General features: G+C 41.4%; 14 protein-coding genes and 3 tRNA genes. 7 read left to right on the plus strand and 10 right to left on the minus strand.

Annotation, left to right across the window (positions count from 1 at the left end):
- Positions 1–146: 146 nt before the first annotated feature.
- The 4 genes from AAEY97_RS02410 to panP all read left to right on the plus strand — a co-directional run bounded on the left by AAEY97_RS02410 (position 147) and on the right by panP (position 5,854).
- Positions 147–1,304 (plus strand): sugar diacid recognition domain-containing protein, encoded by a 1,158-nt coding sequence (locus AAEY97_RS02410; protein WP_101087786.1) that lies wholly within the window; start codon positions 147–149, stop codon positions 1,302–1,304.
- Positions 1,305–1,434: 130 nt separating this feature from the next.
- Entirely contained in the window at positions 1,435–2,793 is a 1,359-nt protein-coding gene (locus tag AAEY97_RS02415) for a GntP family permease (protein WP_162022704.1), read from the plus strand.
- A gap of 20 nt (positions 2,794–2,813) precedes the next feature.
- The gene (locus AAEY97_RS02420) at positions 2,814–3,983 is read left to right on the plus strand and encodes a glycerate kinase (protein ID WP_350996276.1); all 1,170 of its coding nucleotides are present in this window, start codon (positions 2,814–2,816) and stop codon (positions 3,981–3,983) included.
- A 230-nt stretch (positions 3,984–4,213) separates the two neighbouring features.
- Positions 4,214–5,854, plus strand: coding sequence for a pyridoxal-dependent aspartate 1-decarboxylase PanP (gene panP, locus AAEY97_RS02425; protein WP_350996278.1), 1,641 nt, complete (start codon positions 4,214–4,216; stop codon positions 5,852–5,854).
- Between the two features lie 264 nt (positions 5,855–6,118).
- On the opposite strand, the gene AAEY97_RS02430 is transcribed toward panP, so the two are convergent.
- From AAEY97_RS02430 to AAEY97_RS02470, 9 genes are all read right to left on the minus strand, one after another.
- Positions 6,119–6,204, minus strand: a tRNA-Leu gene (locus AAEY97_RS02430).
- Between the two features lie 49 nt (positions 6,205–6,253).
- Positions 6,254–6,327 (minus strand) — tRNA-Cys (locus AAEY97_RS02435).
- 41 nt (positions 6,328–6,368) lie between these two features.
- Positions 6,369–6,444: transfer RNA gene (locus AAEY97_RS02440), tRNA-Gly, on the minus strand.
- Positions 6,445–6,839: 395 nt separating this feature from the next.
- Positions 6,840–7,388 carry a CDP-diacylglycerol--glycerol-3-phosphate 3-phosphatidyltransferase gene (pgsA, locus tag AAEY97_RS02445; protein WP_011638096.1) on the minus strand — a complete coding sequence of 183 codons (549 nt, stop codon included), beginning with the start codon at positions 7,386–7,388 and terminating at the stop codon, positions 6,840–6,842.
- Between the two features lie 44 nt (positions 7,389–7,432).
- Positions 7,433–9,265: an excinuclease ABC subunit UvrC gene (gene uvrC / locus AAEY97_RS02450; RefSeq protein WP_350996281.1), complete on the minus strand. Its 1,833-nt coding sequence runs from the start codon at positions 9,263–9,265 to the stop codon at positions 7,433–7,435.
- 44 nt (positions 9,266–9,309) lie between these two features.
- Positions 9,310–9,954 carry a UvrY/SirA/GacA family response regulator transcription factor gene (gene uvrY / locus AAEY97_RS02455; protein ID WP_011638098.1) on the minus strand — a complete coding sequence of 215 codons (645 nt, stop codon included), beginning with the start codon at positions 9,952–9,954 and terminating at the stop codon, positions 9,310–9,312.
- A 250-nt stretch (positions 9,955–10,204) separates the two neighbouring features.
- Positions 10,205–10,624, minus strand: a complete 420-nt coding sequence (locus AAEY97_RS02460; RefSeq protein ID WP_350996284.1) for a secondary thiamine-phosphate synthase enzyme YjbQ — start codon at positions 10,622–10,624, stop codon at positions 10,205–10,207.
- Positions 10,625–11,778: 1,154 nt separating this feature from the next.
- Complete coding sequence (locus AAEY97_RS02465) at positions 11,779–12,087, minus strand: Mpo1-like protein (RefSeq protein ID WP_350996287.1); 309 nt, start codon at positions 12,085–12,087, stop codon at positions 11,779–11,781.
- A gap of 68 nt (positions 12,088–12,155) precedes the next feature.
- Positions 12,156–12,785 carry a GNAT family N-acetyltransferase gene (locus tag AAEY97_RS02470; protein ID WP_101087773.1) on the minus strand — a complete coding sequence of 210 codons (630 nt, stop codon included), beginning with the start codon at positions 12,783–12,785 and terminating at the stop codon, positions 12,156–12,158.
- Positions 12,786–12,958: 173 nt separating this feature from the next.
- Between AAEY97_RS02470 and AAEY97_RS02475 the strand changes: the two genes are divergently transcribed.
- Positions 12,959–13,195, plus strand: coding sequence for a DUF2789 domain-containing protein (locus AAEY97_RS02475; protein ID WP_101087772.1), 237 nt, complete (start codon positions 12,959–12,961; stop codon positions 13,193–13,195).
- Positions 13,196–13,229: 34 nt separating this feature from the next.
- On the opposite strand, the gene AAEY97_RS02480 is transcribed toward AAEY97_RS02475, so the two are convergent.
- Positions 13,230–13,613, minus strand: coding sequence for a DUF3192 domain-containing protein (locus AAEY97_RS02480; RefSeq protein ID WP_101087771.1), 384 nt, complete (start codon positions 13,611–13,613; stop codon positions 13,230–13,232).
- Between the two features lie 151 nt (positions 13,614–13,764).
- On the opposite strand from AAEY97_RS02480, the gene AAEY97_RS02485 reads away from it, so the two are divergent.
- Together AAEY97_RS02485 and AAEY97_RS02490 are read left to right on the plus strand one after the other, a co-directional pair.
- Positions 13,765–14,130 (plus strand): hypothetical protein, encoded by a 366-nt coding sequence (locus AAEY97_RS02485; protein WP_350976482.1) that lies wholly within the window; start codon positions 13,765–13,767, stop codon positions 14,128–14,130.
- On the plus strand, positions 14,131–14,904 hold the full coding sequence (locus tag AAEY97_RS02490) for a Zn-ribbon-containing protein (RefSeq protein WP_101087769.1): 774 nt from the start codon (positions 14,131–14,133) through the stop codon (positions 14,902–14,904).

Consider the following 14,904-nt stretch of genomic DNA (forward strand, 5'->3'; position numbering starts at 1 on the left):
TGTTGCTCATCTTTCCTCCCCTATTGCTTGTTAAAGACCATTGCTTGTTTTTTAAATTTCCAATGCATTTAAGCACCAACCTCCTCCCAATACTTAGCGAACATCAGGTATCATTCAGTACCGATATTGATTGCCCAGAGAAATTCATGTTTCAAATTGATACACTAATTGCCACTAAAATTGTCGACCGAACCATGAAAATTATTGGTCATAATATCAATGTTATGAATGCTCAAGCAGTGATATTAGGTTCAGGCGATATCGATCGGATTGGCACTGTACATGAGGGGGCACTATTAGCTATCAGCCAAAATCGCAATGTTGAAATAAGCCAAGCCATCGCTTCAAACTTACATGGCGTCAAACCTGGGCTAAATTTGCCATTGCATTACCAAGGTCAAGTGGTTGGCGTTATCGGTATCACTGGCGAGCCAGACACATTAAGCCACTATGGTGAACTGCTTAAGATGACAGCAGAGATGATTGTCGAGCAAGCAAATTTGCAAGAGCAATTACAGTGGCAAAATCGTCAAAAAGAGGAGTTTATTTCGCAACTCATTCATGCCAATGAGCAAGACTTGCCTTCTTTACAACAATGGGCATTGCAATTAGGTGTCGATTTAAGCGTACCGCGAGTGGCCGCCATTATCGAACTCGATAACAAAAACCCATTATATCAACAAGACAATCAAGCATTAAAACAAGTACTGTATTTATTACAAAATCCTGTACGCGATAACTTAATTGCGATGACCTCACTAACTCAATTAGTTATTTTAAAGCCGGCTTTTTTAGATGGTAAGCAATTTGACCCTGAGCTTGAAAACCAACGCATCAACAAATTACTCAAACGCTTACCCGCCAATATGCAACTTAGCCTGCATATTTCATTGGGGCATTATTTCAGTGGTGAATTAGGCATTAGTTACTCCTATCGCACCGCCAAAGAAACGTTAGATATTGGAAAAAGATTACATCCAACAAAAACCAAATATTTATACCAAGACTACAGCTTACAAGTACTGTTATCAGGGTTACGGCACCACTGGCGAGGTAATGCCCTTGCTGGGCCTTACATGAAACTGATTGCAGTTGACAATAACCAACAATTGCAAAAAACACTTGCCGCTTATCTAGAACACATGGGGGACATCCAAGCCTGTGCTAACAGTTTGTTTATCCATCGAAACACACTGCGTTACCGATTAGATAAAATTCAAACTATCACCAATATTGATTTACACAGTTTTAATGGATTACTGAGTTTATATTTAGGTCAGTTAATTCACCAACCTAGCACTTAATTGTGCGTCAGCACAAAAATAGCATTAACTCGTAGATTTATTAGTGCAAGCGCACAAAGTAATTTATAGGTAATGGTTTACTATGATGAATACTAAACCACCCCCTACAATAATAAATAACGAGTACTCTATGGGACTAATATTGATCTTAATCGGCGTGATAGCCTTTATCGTCATCGCCACCTCTAAATTTAAACTACACCCTTTTTTAACCCTCATTTTAGCCTCATTTCTCACCGCATTTGCCTATGGTTTACCCAGCAATGAAATTGCCAAAACCATCACTGGCGGTTTCGGTGGTATTTTAGGTTACATCGGCTTAGTCATTGTGCTCGGTACGATTATCGGCACCATTCTCGAAAAAAGTGGTGCAGCCATAACTATGGCAGATGTAGTGATTAAACTGTTTGGCCAACGATTCCCAACGTTAACTATGTCAATGATTGGCTACTTAGTGTCGATCCCTGTTTTTTGTGATTCAGGTTTTGTCATTTTAAATTCATTGAAACAGTCAATGGCGAACCGGATGAAAGTGTCTCAAGTTGCTATGAGTGTTGCGCTGGCAACTGGGTTATACGCTACTCATACCTTTGTGCCGCCAACCCCAGGCCCTATAGCTGCGGCGGGTAATCTTGGCCTTGAATCACAGCTTGGACTCGTGATAGCTGTCGGTGTGTTTGTTGCTGCCATTGCCGCTTTTGCCGGTATGTTGTGGGCCAATCGTTTTGCCAATGAGCAGCCAGACGGAGAAGGCGCCGAAGAACTGAATCTGCAGCAAGAAGACTTTGATGATCTAAAGAAAACCTATGGCGAATTACCTAGCCCTACCAAAGCATTTGCGCCTATTTTTGTACCTATCATTTTAATCTGCTTAGGCTCGGTGGCTAACTTCCCTTCAAAACCATTAGGTGAACAAGGCTTATTCGATTTATTAGTGTTCTTGGGCCAACCTGTTAACGCCTTAATGATCGGCCTATTTCTGTCGTTATCGCTGTTAAAAAGCAACCAAAAAATCAAAGAGTTTAGCGATCGTATCAGCCAAGGTTTAGTGGTATCAGCGCCAATTTTATTGATCACCGGTGCTGGCGGTGCATTTGGCGCGGTATTAAAAGCCACTGAGATTGGTGCATTTCTGGGTAGTAGCTTGTCCGCTTTAGGTGTGGGTATTTTTATGCCGTTTATCGTGGCCGCCGCACTCAAATCAGCACAAGGTTCATCTACGGTGGCATTAGTCGCTACCTCAGCATTAGTGGCACCATTACTAGGCGATATTGGTTTAGCCTCAGAAATGGGCCGAGTGTTAACCGTAATGGCAATTGGTGCGGGTGCGATGACCGTCTCACATGCAAACGATAGCTTCTTCTGGGTGGTGACTCAATTTAGCCGCATGAGTGTCAAACAAGCGTATCGGGCCCAAACAATGGCCACCTTAATCCAGGGAGTCACGGCGATGATTACCGTTTATCTACTAAGCTTATTTTTACTGTAAATTATTAATCAGAGTCTTATATGAAAATTGTTATTGCACCAGATTCATTTAAAGAAAGCCTAAGCGCCCTAGAAGTGGCTAATGCCATTGAGAATGGATTTAAACAGGTATTCCCGAATGCACAATATTGTAAAGTGCCAATGGCCGACGGCGGTGAAGGTACAGTACAAGCTATGGTCGATGCCACCCAAGGACAGATTATTAATCTCACTGTCACAGGGCCTTTAGGTTTACCTGTTAACGCATTTTATGGCGTGCTAGGACAACTAGATGAGGATGGAAACCAAACTGCAATAATCGAAATGGCTGCCGCATCAGGTTTACATCTGGTGCCATCCACTCAACGTAATCCATTATTAACCACCAGTTTTGGTACTGGTGAGTTGATTGCCGATGCATTAGACAGAGGCATAAGACACATCATTTTAGGCCTAGGTGGCAGTGCTACTAATGATGCAGGCGCAGGCATGATGCAGGCCTTAGGAGTCCAACTCAGTGATATAAGCAATACTCCATTACCTTTTGGTGGAGCTGCCCTCGCCGAATTACATTACATCGACATGCAATCATGCCATCCAGCCATTAAGGAGTGCGTAATTGAAGTTGCGTGCGATGTCGATAATCCATTATGCGGGCCACGAGGCGCCAGTGCTATTTTTGGTCCACAAAAAGGGGCTACTACTGAGATGGTTGAGCAACTTGATCTCGCTTTGGGGCATTTTGCTCATATCATTAACCAACACCTTAACCAGTCAATTGATGGACACTGTCAATTACACCCTGGTGCTGGGGCTGCTGGTGGTATGGGATTTGGCGTAATGACAATGTTAAATGCAACCTTAAAACCTGGGGTCGATATTGTCACTAAAAGCGTTAAGTTGGCACAACATTGTCTCAATGCTAATCTGGTTATTACCGGTGAAGGTCGAATAGACGGTCAAACCGTGTTTGGTAAAACCCCTATGGGAGTATTGAATGTCGCCAAACAACTTAATATTCCAGTTATCGGTATTTCAGGATGCCTTGGTGAAAATGCAGATGCTATTTTAGCCGAAGGCATGCATGCTATTTTCCCTATCATTCCTGCGTTGCAGCCCTTAGAGCAAGTATTGTCTGAAGCTCAGGTTAATCTAACCAATACCGCACGCAACATTGCGGCAATGATGTCACTTTCATTTGCAGACAAATAATCTAATCCAGCACAAATACCTTACCGCATTTGTGCTGGATTATTCATATCAACATCATTCATATTCTGAATTAACGCAGCTAATCCGCAGTAATAACACGATAAATACTTGAAGCGAAACCAGCCATACAGTAAAGTTAGCACCCTCATTTCATCCTGAAGGTGTAGCGTTAATCGTAAAGCACCCGTCAATGCTATCAGGATGAAGTTTTCATCATTACGGCAAGCAAAATGACCTCGAAAATCACCCGTCAAGCAAACGCTTCAGAAGACAGCTTACTGCGAATTTTTACCGCCCCTGAAGATTCAACCTCGACGTTGAGCATTATTGAGCAAAAGCTGTCTCAAGACCTCGCAGGTTTTTTAGGCAACAGCATCGCCGCACTGGAAAAACCGCTGTCAGAAATAGAAACTGACTTTAGCGCCTATCAGATACCGACCGATCCCAAGTTCGTTTCTGATTATGCCGACGAAATCATGCAAAACCTAGTCGCTCATTCAGTCCATACTTCAGCACCCAGTTTTATTGGACACATGACCTCGGCCTTGCCTTATTTTGTGTTACCACTGTCAAAAATGATGGTCGGGCTAAACCAAAATTTAGTCAAAATTGAAACATCCAAAGCCTTTACTCCATTAGAACGCCAAGTGTTAGGCATGATGCATAATTTGGTGTATCAGCAATCTGATGATTTCTATCATCAATGGATGCACAGCGCTAATCATTCACTTGGGGCATTTTGCTCAGGCGGCACCGTTGCTAATATCACCGCGCTGTGGATTGCCCGAAACCGACTGTTACGACCTCACGGCGATTTTAAAGGCGTCACTCGTGAAGGAATGACGAGAGCATTGCGCTTTTATGGCTATGATGACCTTGCTATTTTAGTGTCCGATCGCGGTCATTACTCTTTGGGTAAAACTGCCGACTTGCTGGGTATTGGCCGAGATAACATCATTAGCATCCCAACAGATGAACATCATAAAGTCGATGTTGCCGCCATGCGAGATGCAGCAGAAAAGCTGGCACAACAAAATATTAAAGTGATGGCCATTGTCGGTATCGCTGGCACAACTGAAACAGGCAATGTGGATCCCTTAACTGAATTAGCAGCGTTAGCCAGCGAGCTAAATTGCCATTTTCATGTCGACGCTGCCTGGGGCGGCGCGAGTTTATTATCTAAAAAATATAGCCACTTATTGAAAGGCATCGAATTAGCTGACTCCGTCACTATCGATGCTCATAAGCAAATGTATGTTCCAATGGGCGCCGGTATGGTGCTATTTAAAGATCCTGAACTGGCTAAAGCCATAGTTCACCATGCTGAATATATTCTACGGGTAGGTTCAAAAGACTTAGGCAGTCAAACGCTGGAAGGTTCGCGCCCAGGGATGGCAATGCTCGTGCATGCTTGTCTTCAAATTATTGGCCGTGATGGCTATGAAATCCTCATTAATAACAGCCTAGAAAAAGCCCGTTACTTTGGATCAATCATCGACCAACATGCTGACTTTGAGTTAGTCACCGCACCGGAGTTATGTTTACTGACCTATCGCTATGTACCAAAATCGGTGCAAGCCATACTCACTACAGCTCTAGCCAACCAAGATAGCGTTTTAGTTGAATCAATCAATGAACTACTCGATGGACTGACACAATTTATTCAAAAGCATCAACGCGAACAAGGTAAATCGTTTGTGTCACGCACACGTATTAAACCGGCAAAATACTTACGCCAACCAACGACAGTATTTCGTGTGGTACTGGCCAATCCGTTGACCAGTCATCAAATATTGCATGATGTGCTCACCGAACAAGTCGAAATTGCAGCGTTAGACAGCGAATATTTACCGCAGCTGTTGGCGTTGTAGAGCACAGACTCATCAATAACTTCGATGTTTATAGCTTGTTAGCTACCTTCTCGTCATCCCGGCAGTGTTTTTAAGCCGGGATCTAGGTGTTTTCTTTGTACTTTTGTACTCATGGCCGTAGGCCATATCCACAAAAATGCCACGTCTGATGTTCAACAACAGCGTCAGGGATTTCATCTTTATTCTTTATCATTAAATTTCAGATATAAAAAAGCCCCAACTAATGTTGAGGCTTTTTTACACCATACTTACGTATGTAAATGATGGTACCCGAGGCCGGACTTGAACCGGCACGCTTATTCAGCGAGGGATTTTAAATCCCTTGTGTCTACCGATTCCACCACTCGGGCAAAGTGTTGTTTTAACCGTTACTTAAAGTAACCATTAAACGCAATTTTGTGGAGGCGCGACCCGGAGTCGAACCGAGATAGACGGATTTGCAATCCGTAGCATAGCCATTCTGCCATCGCGCCATCTTTAACCAAATTCGAATCCATCGGATAAGATAAGAAATTGGAGCGACATATCGGGTTCGAACCGATGACCTATACCTTGGCAAGGTATCGCTCTACCAACTGAGCTAATGTCGCTTATTCAATCGTTTCAACGCTTTATTAAATCTGCGAGAAAGGTATCGTCTTTCAACCTATCCAACTGAGCTAATGTCGCTTATTCAATCGTTTCAATGCTTTATTATATCTGCAAGAAAGGTATCGTCTTTCAACCTATCCAACTGAGCTAATGTCGCGTATTCAATCATTTTAATGCTATATTATATTAGTAAGAAAGATTTCATATTTCAGCCTATCAAACTAAACTAATGTCGCATTAATCGTGTTAGTTAACATAAAACCCTAAGGCTTGTTGTTGACTCATCACTTGTCTACGGGGAGGCATTCTACCGAATTAACCTCGTGTGTCAATTATTGATTTACGCAATTATGACTGTTTGCGCACTAAATAATCTTATTGAACTATTATTACGCTATTCTGCCGTTAAATCTTTCCAAGCTGCTGAAATGTAACTCATCATCGACCAGAACGTCAGTGCTGCGGCAATATAAAACAAGCCGTAAGCGACATCAGTTAGCCAAGGTGTGGGTTTCCAAATCAATCCAATAATTGCGATCATTTGCGTGGCAGTTTTATATTTACCAATCCAAGACACGGCAACTACGCCACGTTTGCCTATTTCGGCCATCCATTCACGCAAGGCTGAAATAACAATTTCGCGACCAATCATAAATAACGCTGCTAAGGTTAAGTACACATTGTCATTTTGTTGAACCAACAGCACTAATGCGGTCGACACCATGACTTTATCTGCAACTGGATCCAAAAAAGCGCCAAATCGGGTTAGTTGACCAAGTTTACGCGCAGCATAACCGTCTAACCAATCGGTCAAAGCGGCCAACCAAAAAATAAATGCCGAAACAAATGGTGCCCATGGATATGGTAAATAAAATACCGCTATAAATACGGGTAACAAAGCAATACGGAATAATGTCAGTGCAATAGGTAAGTTAAACGGCATAAAAAGACCAATTTGTCAGAAGCAGCGCCAATCTTGCCTTAATTTTAGCCCCCTCGCAATGCATCATGAATTGTTTGTGCCATTTCTAAGCTAATTCCGGGTACTTTTGTCAATTCAGCCACGCTAGCGCCCTTCACTTCTTGAATTCCGCCTAAATGTTGCAACAAAGCTTTACGTCTTTTAGGGCCCACACCTGCGATGGATTCTAAGGTAGAAGTATTGCGAGTTTTCTGACGTTTATTACGGTGTCCGGTAATCGCAAAGCGATGTGACTCATCGCGAATGTGCAACATTAAGTGAAATGCAGGCGAATCACTGGCAATATCGAAAGCTTGTTCACTGCCACCAACAATAAAGGTTTCAAGGCCTGCTTTGCGACCCTCACCTTTAGTCACGCAAATGAGTAATGGTGGATTATCAATATTGACACACTTTTCATCGACAATCGTTTGCGCCACTCTTAACTGGCCAATACCACCATCAATGAAGACTAAATCAGGCACTTTGCCATTGTTGTCGATTTTATCAAATCGACGGCTTATTGCCTGTTCCATCGCGGCATAATCATCACCACCGGTAATACCGGTAATATTGTAACGGCGATAATCGGCTTTATGCGGCCCTTCTCGATTAAACACCACACACGATGCCACAGTGCTTTCGCCCATAGTGTGACTGATATCAAAACATTCCATCCGCTTAATCGGTTCATTAAGTTCAAGTGCTTCTTCAAGTAATTGAAAACGTTGTTCAACAGTATTCTTATGTGACAGTCTGGTCGCGACGGCATTACTGGCGTTAGTCATGGCAAGACGTAGAAAATTAGCTCTGTCGCCTCTTACTTGCGTTTTTAACTCAAACTTTTTATCTAATGCGTGTTCTATCGACGCTTCTAATTCTTTTATACCGTCAAAGTGATGGCTGAGAATGACTTCTTTTGGAATAGTGCGCTGAATATCGGCATTAAGGTAAAACTGGCCCAAGAATGATGACAACACTTCTTCAATTTCAGTTTCTGCGGGTACTGAAGGATAATAGCTGCGACTACCAAAAATTTTACCATCGCGAATAAACAATAGATGAAAACAGGCAATACCTGAGGCGTAATCGACGCCGATGACATCCATATCGCCTTTATGATTTGACACTTCCTGCTGTTCTGCCACGCGCCTTAATGCGGTAATTTGGTCACGATACTGTGCCGCACGCTCATATTCCATATCAATTGCAGCAGTCTCCATTTTGGCCACCAGCTGCGATATGACTTGTTTGTCTTTTCCGCGTAAAAATAAACCGGCTAATTTGACCTGTTCGCTGTATTCCTCATCACTGACAATCCCCACACAAGGCGCACTACAACGATCTAATTGATACTGTAAACAAGGCCGAGATCTGGATTTATAATATAAGTCATCGCATTGACGGATTGGAAACAGCTTTTGCATTAAATGCAAACTCTCACGGACTGCACCACCATTAGGGTATGGGCCAAAATAATGACCTTTTTCACGTTTTGGACCACGATGATAAGCAAGTCGAGGGTGCTTATGGCCGCTCAAAAGAATATACGGATAAGATTTATCATCACGCAACAGCACGTTGTATTTGGGCATGTACTGTTTGATGTAATCGTTTTCGAGCAATAACGCATCAGTTTCGCTGTGCGTAACGGTCACATCAATATGATCGATATGCGAAACCAGCGCCTGAGTTTTAACATTGGCGATATTGACTCTAAAATACGAGCTTAAGCGTTTTTTGAGATCTTTGGCTTTACCAACATAAATAACCTGTTGGTGTTTATCGTACATTCGATAAACACCAGGCGCTGAGGTGACATGTTTTAAAAAAGATTTGGCGTTAAAACCACTTGGCATGATTAAAGCTACTTAATGCGTTGCGAGGAATACATTATTCCTGACTAGAATGAACCTGTATCGAGCATTTTGTAACGGATAGCTAAACGGGTCAACTCAACGTCACCGCCGATCCCCAGTTTGGCAAATAGTCGATAACGATAGCTATTGACAGTTTTAGGGCTTAAATTTAATTTTTCAGAAATATCATTAACCTTTTCACCATTGGTTATCATCATCATAATTTGCAATTCTCGCTCAGACAAACTGCTAAATGGATTCTCGTCAGAGTGGTTGAATTGGCTTAGCGCCATCTGTTGCGCAATTTCTGGCGACAAATAACGTTGACCACGAGCCACTTGAGTAATGGCACGCAATACTTCTGGCGATGTGGAACCTTTGGTTAAGTAACCAGAAGCACCAGCCTGCATCACTTTGGTCGGAAAAGGGTCTTCTGTTTGTACGGTTAACACAATAATTTTAGCGTCTGGCTGATAGCGTAAAATCTTACGGGTGGCTTCTAATCCCCCCATACCAGGCATATTCATGTCCATTAAAATGACATCCGCTTCATTTTGTCGAGACCACTGTACGGCTGTTTCTCCATCAGGTGCTTCACCGATGACTTTAATACCGCGTTCATCTTCCAAAATGCGACGAATACCCGTTCTCACGAGTTCATGGTCGTCAACCAAATATACAGATATCACGTAAACCCACCTATTATTATGCGTAATTCATTTTTGAATTTTAGGGCCGTTTTTATATATAAAACATTTATATGTAAAATCTTATCGTAAAAAAACACCGGTAACATTGCATATTTTACATATCTCATTTATCTGCTTGAATTTAGCATCTTTACATTTACTGACACAAGCAAAGTCAATTATTAACGTGAGAAATGAATGTAAAATAGGCAATTTTGTTACCTTAGCATTGCAATTTAACCTTTTTAAATCATTCACCCTGCAAGGTGATAATAATAGTACGCGCCGAAGCATGGTCGCGATGTTCACATAAATATAAACCTTGCCAAATACCCAAGTTCAAACGCCCATGGGTAATCGGAATAGACTGACTAGAACCAATCAGGGTCGACTTGATATGCGCAGGCATATCATCGACACCTTCATAAGTATGCTGGAAGTATGGCGCACCTTCTGGTGCGAGTACATTAAAATGCCGTTCCAAATCGCCACGAACAGTAGGATCAGCATTTTCGTTTATCGCCAGCGATGCTGAAGTATGCTGAATAAACACATGCAATAAGCCAACATTGATACCTCCTAGCTCTGGCAGCCGTGCTATCACTTCATCAGTAATTAAATGAAATCCTCGTCTTTTAGAGTTAAGTGTCATCTCTCGTTGTAACCACATCAAATAAATCCCTCTTCAAGCGACTCGCACAGATGAATAAACCATTAAGCAACAACATGCAGAACGAAATACAAAGCATACATCAGAGCAGTGTTAAGACTGACAAAAATGAGGCTATTGTCACACAATTTACTCACTATTTACCGAACAATTAACCGATTAATATCAATTTCACTGTTCATAGAGTAGTTACATCCTTAGCAATATAAGAACATCTAAAAGAATATCCGAAAAAACATCATTAGATTTAACAATTATTACTTTACAAACAATAATATAGGGGGATTTATTTTTGTATACTTTTGGATTGATTATGAAATGTAGATAATAAAGGCTAGGTTTGCAAAGATTTAAACGGTCTATATATATTCGCCATTAATGCTAACTAAACAGAAAAATGATCATAAATTGGCATCTGCATAACTTTAAGCACTGTGCTTTAAGGGTAACGAAGCATACATCATCGTAACCAATACATTATTCTAAGGCTGGATAATTTCCGCCAGAAAGCAAAAAGGCACAACCTTAAGTTATAAGGTTGTGCCCGTTAACACTTTTGTCAGCAATCCGGCTGAAATTTGCTCCCTGCACCATCCATGTAAACATGCTTCCTGCAGTCCTTTTCCCTGTTCTCATTTCCTTGTCTATTTGTGTAACACAAACAAACGCATGAGTTTCATTCCGTTGAACAGCCTATCCGTTGGCTGAGCGGTAAATCTATTCAATCCGTTGAATTATCCCAGCTGCATCCTGCAGCCCTATCCTTTTTTTCCTTGTGTCGACTATTTACTGTCTTCACCCATCCTTGATTCGGCTATCCATTTGCCGAGCTTATGCTCAAATCCGTGAGCGTGTCCTGGTATCATCCCTAATATTCTTAAGCATCATTAGTCTTATTTCTCATCCTAAGAAAACCAACTGATGACCCGCTTTCGATAACTACATTCTAGCCAAAATAAACGCCGAGAAAAGTCACTCTACTCCATTTAAATACACATCTCACATGTCAGTAAATCGTTATAAAAATGTAATTGCCTGATTTTAAAAGATTAATAATAATTTATAACGTTAAACACTGACAACTTTAGATAAGATCCCTTACACACTTGTAGGATATTGCTTACAAAAGCGTGAGCAAGTTAATACTTCCAGGGTTATTTGCGCCATAAACGCTTTATCATTTGAGCAAACATGACCCAATCTGCCCATAAACTGTATAGCGGATAAGTGAATGTTGCGGGGCGATTTTTTTCAAATATAAAATGCCCTAACCATGCAAAACCATAACCGACTACCGGCAACCACAATAGCTGCCACCAATGTTGGTTAATCAGAGTGTTAATAATAATCACAACAATAATGCTACTGCCAATGTAATGCAGTCTTCGACAAACGGGATCTTGATGTTGCGACAGATAAAATGGGTAAAACTCTGCAAATGAAGAATAACGCTTAGGTTCCATTACTCACTCCTTATTAACAACTCGCTAATGGTATGCTCTGTTAGTATTAGATTATTTCATTTTAGACACTATGCCTTACTGTAAAACAATATTTCACCTTCAATATTGCCAATACTCACAGTGGCAATGCTGACAAATTCTTGTTTCACGAATGCTTGATGGTGCGAAGAGTTACTCACAAATACCCCAATGCCATCAAGCCCAGGTTGCTCATCACACCAACTCAATACCGCTTGAATTAACTTGGCACCATAACCTTTTTGCTGCTCATTGGGGGATAAGGCAATAAATTGCAAAACCCCGCATTTTTGCGAAGGAAGATGTTCTAAAATGCAGGTCTCTTTTTGCATTAACCCTTGAGTTGATTTCCATCCTGTACCCAACATCATTTTAAAACGCCAATGCCAATAACGCCCCTCACCCAAAGGTACTTGTTGCGTAATCACACAGGCAACTCCAATTAAACGGTCACCGTCAAATAAGCCAATTAAAGGTTGTTCTTGTTGCCACAGTTCATTTAACTCTTCACGAATCGCCGCGCGAAGTTTCTGTTCGTATTGTTGATTGTCATCTTGCCCAAGTACCTCGATAAAATAGGGATCATCATGATAAGCGTTATAAAGAATAGAAGCTGCGACTCGTAAGTCTTCTGCCGTCAAATATACTGCACGTAAAGTTTCCAAGGTGTTATTGTCCATTATTATTCCTTGTTGGTTAACTCGCTAAACTTAACTTAACAAGTTTGAAACATTGTACAAGTTTTGTTTACCCATTTTACCTGTTAGCGATTGTGAGTGTCAGTTGTTTGCAATTTATCTCATCAAGACGGATACTAAAATTGTTTATCTAACCATCATAAGGAATGCGCCAAATGGACACTACATCAAATGATTTAAGTCACTTATTTAAGCAATTAGGTTTGCCTCACGATCAAGAGGGAATCGACGACTTTGTTATCCAAAACAAACTGGATAAACACACATTAATTACTGATGCCGATTGCTGGAATTCAGGTCAAAAAGCATTTTTAAAAGAGGCATTATTACAAGACGCCCAATGGTCAGAAGTGATTGACCAATTGGACGTGATGATGCGAGCTAAATTGTAATTAACACTTAATGTCGGATAACCTCACTCGGCAATTAGTGCTGTCTGTAGGCGGTATCACCCCAGCCCACTAAAACGTCATCTTTGAACACAATTGGCGTGCATTCATCTTTGGTTGTTTTACCATCGCCTTCTGCCCATTGGGTACGATAAAACAACACTTTGATGGATTGCTCTGCATTATTTTGAGCCGACTTGGTATAAGCTTCACTAAAATCAGCCGTTCCCATTAAGGTTGTGACTTGATCACTGCTCATTCCCATAGACAATTTGCTCAACAGATCACGATTTTTATCTTGTTGCACTTGCCAATAATCAGCACTTTTACCCGATTCATGGTCTCCGACACTAATAACACAACCACTTAATGCTAGTGATGTAGCGCCAATTAATGCCGCTGCGATAAGTTTTAATTTCATGTTGCATCCTTTTTGTTAAAATAAAATCCGCATTGTATTTACAGATCCTTTAAGCCAAAATCGTGCCATAAAATAATATACTGATTTATATAGCTTTATGTTTTAACTCAACAAGAATTAGTTAATCTCACTATATGGAATTAAACCAACAATGAGTCCAATTGAACAAGTACTTGCCGCAGCAAAATCAATTGCTAACAATGGGCATACGCCCAGCTTGGCCCTGATAAAAAGTCGTTTAGGCAATAGCATTCCGATGCCTACCCTTATCCAAGGTTTACAACAATTTAAGGCGCTGCCTAAATCTGAGTGGCAACATTTACCGGAATTAGCAGACATTCCATCAATAGCCGATGTCTCATCACATGATCAACCCGATCTTACTCAAGTGATCCAACAGGTTATGACCCTACAACAACACATTAGTCAGCTAACCCAACGAGTTACTGAGTTAGAAAACCAATTACAAAATAATATGACTCAAAGCTACATAATCAATAATAAGGCTGAGCAGTAGATGTTTGTCACCGAACTACGCTTTGAATGTTTTGCCGATACGACAATTGATACGGTAGAGAAAGCCATTAACGCTTTTCTTGAAGCCTTACGAGCTAATGGACAAATTTTAGGACGTGAATTTGCGGTCGCCTTTAATGACGGTGAATTTAGAGTTCGTTTGCTGTTACCTGAAAAAACCAGCTTAGCTAACCGCCACAGTAGCCCATGGGTAAAAGTGGCCTTAGCAGGCCTAACTGCAGCTAAGCTATTGGCCCCTAGAGAGAAATTCATCGGCCAAGACATTAACTCCGAAGCCAGCAATACCGATACGCCTTCATGGCAACTGCTGTATACCAGTTATGTGCACATGTGTTCGCCACTGCGTAATGGCGATAACCTGTTACCAATACCTCTTTATCAGCTGCCTGCTACTTTTAATGGCGATCACAAACGCATCATAAAATGGCAAACAGAGTGGCAAGCATGCGATGAACTGCAAATGGCCGCAGCCACTAAAGCAGAGTTTGCAGCTTTGGATGAGATCACTCGAGCGGATAGTGACTTATTTAGACGCGGTTGGGATTTACGTGGCCGGATAGAATATTTAACTAATATCCCCACCTATTATTACTTATACCGTGTGGGCGGCGAATCATTGCAAGCAGAGCTAGCTCGCCCCTGCCCACGCTGTGGATCTAAAGATTGGAAGCTAGATGAGCCACTTTTAGACATGTTTCATTTTCGCTGCGAGCCTTGCCGTATTGTGTCTAATTTGTCTTGGGATCATCAATAA

Origin of the sequence: Shewanella sp. TB7-MNA-CIBAN-0143, assembly GCF_040310065.1 — a bacterium.
Lineage (GTDB): Bacteria > Pseudomonadota > Gammaproteobacteria > Enterobacterales > Shewanellaceae > Shewanella.

Bases quoted from the DNA above. Each gene is read 5' to 3' on its own strand.
- AAEY97_RS02410 (WP_101087786.1), top strand. From the start codon at position 147: ATGTTTCAAATTGATACACTAATTGCCACTAAAATTGTCGACCGAACC.
- AAEY97_RS02415 (WP_162022704.1), top strand. From the start codon at position 1,435: ATGGGACTAATATTGATCTTAATCGGCGTGATAGCCTTTATCGTCATC.
- AAEY97_RS02420 (WP_350996276.1), top strand. From the start codon at position 2,814: ATGAAAATTGTTATTGCACCAGATTCATTTAAAGAAAGCCTAAGCGCC.
- panP (WP_350996278.1), top strand. From the start codon at position 4,214: ATGACCTCGAAAATCACCCGTCAAGCAAACGCTTCAGAAGACAGCTTA.
- pgsA (WP_011638096.1), bottom strand. From the start codon at position 7,388: ATGCCGTTTAACTTACCTATTGCACTGACATTATTCCGTATTGCTTTG.
- uvrC (WP_350996281.1), bottom strand. From the start codon at position 9,265: ATGCCAAGTGGTTTTAACGCCAAATCTTTTTTAAAACATGTCACCTCA.
- AAEY97_RS02460 (WP_350996284.1), bottom strand. From the start codon at position 10,624: ATGTGGTTACAACGAGAGATGACACTTAACTCTAAAAGACGAGGATTT.
- AAEY97_RS02465 (WP_350996287.1), bottom strand. From the start codon at position 12,087: ATGGAACCTAAGCGTTATTCTTCATTTGCAGAGTTTTACCCATTTTAT.
- AAEY97_RS02470 (WP_101087773.1), bottom strand. From the start codon at position 12,785: ATGGACAATAACACCTTGGAAACTTTACGTGCAGTATATTTGACGGCA.
- AAEY97_RS02475 (WP_101087772.1), top strand. From the start codon at position 12,959: ATGGACACTACATCAAATGATTTAAGTCACTTATTTAAGCAATTAGGT.
- AAEY97_RS02480 (WP_101087771.1), bottom strand. From the start codon at position 13,613: ATGAAATTAAAACTTATCGCAGCGGCATTAATTGGCGCTACATCACTA.
- AAEY97_RS02485 (WP_350976482.1), top strand. From the start codon at position 13,765: ATGAGTCCAATTGAACAAGTACTTGCCGCAGCAAAATCAATTGCTAAC.
- AAEY97_RS02490 (WP_101087769.1), top strand. From the start codon at position 14,131: ATGTTTGTCACCGAACTACGCTTTGAATGTTTTGCCGATACGACAATT.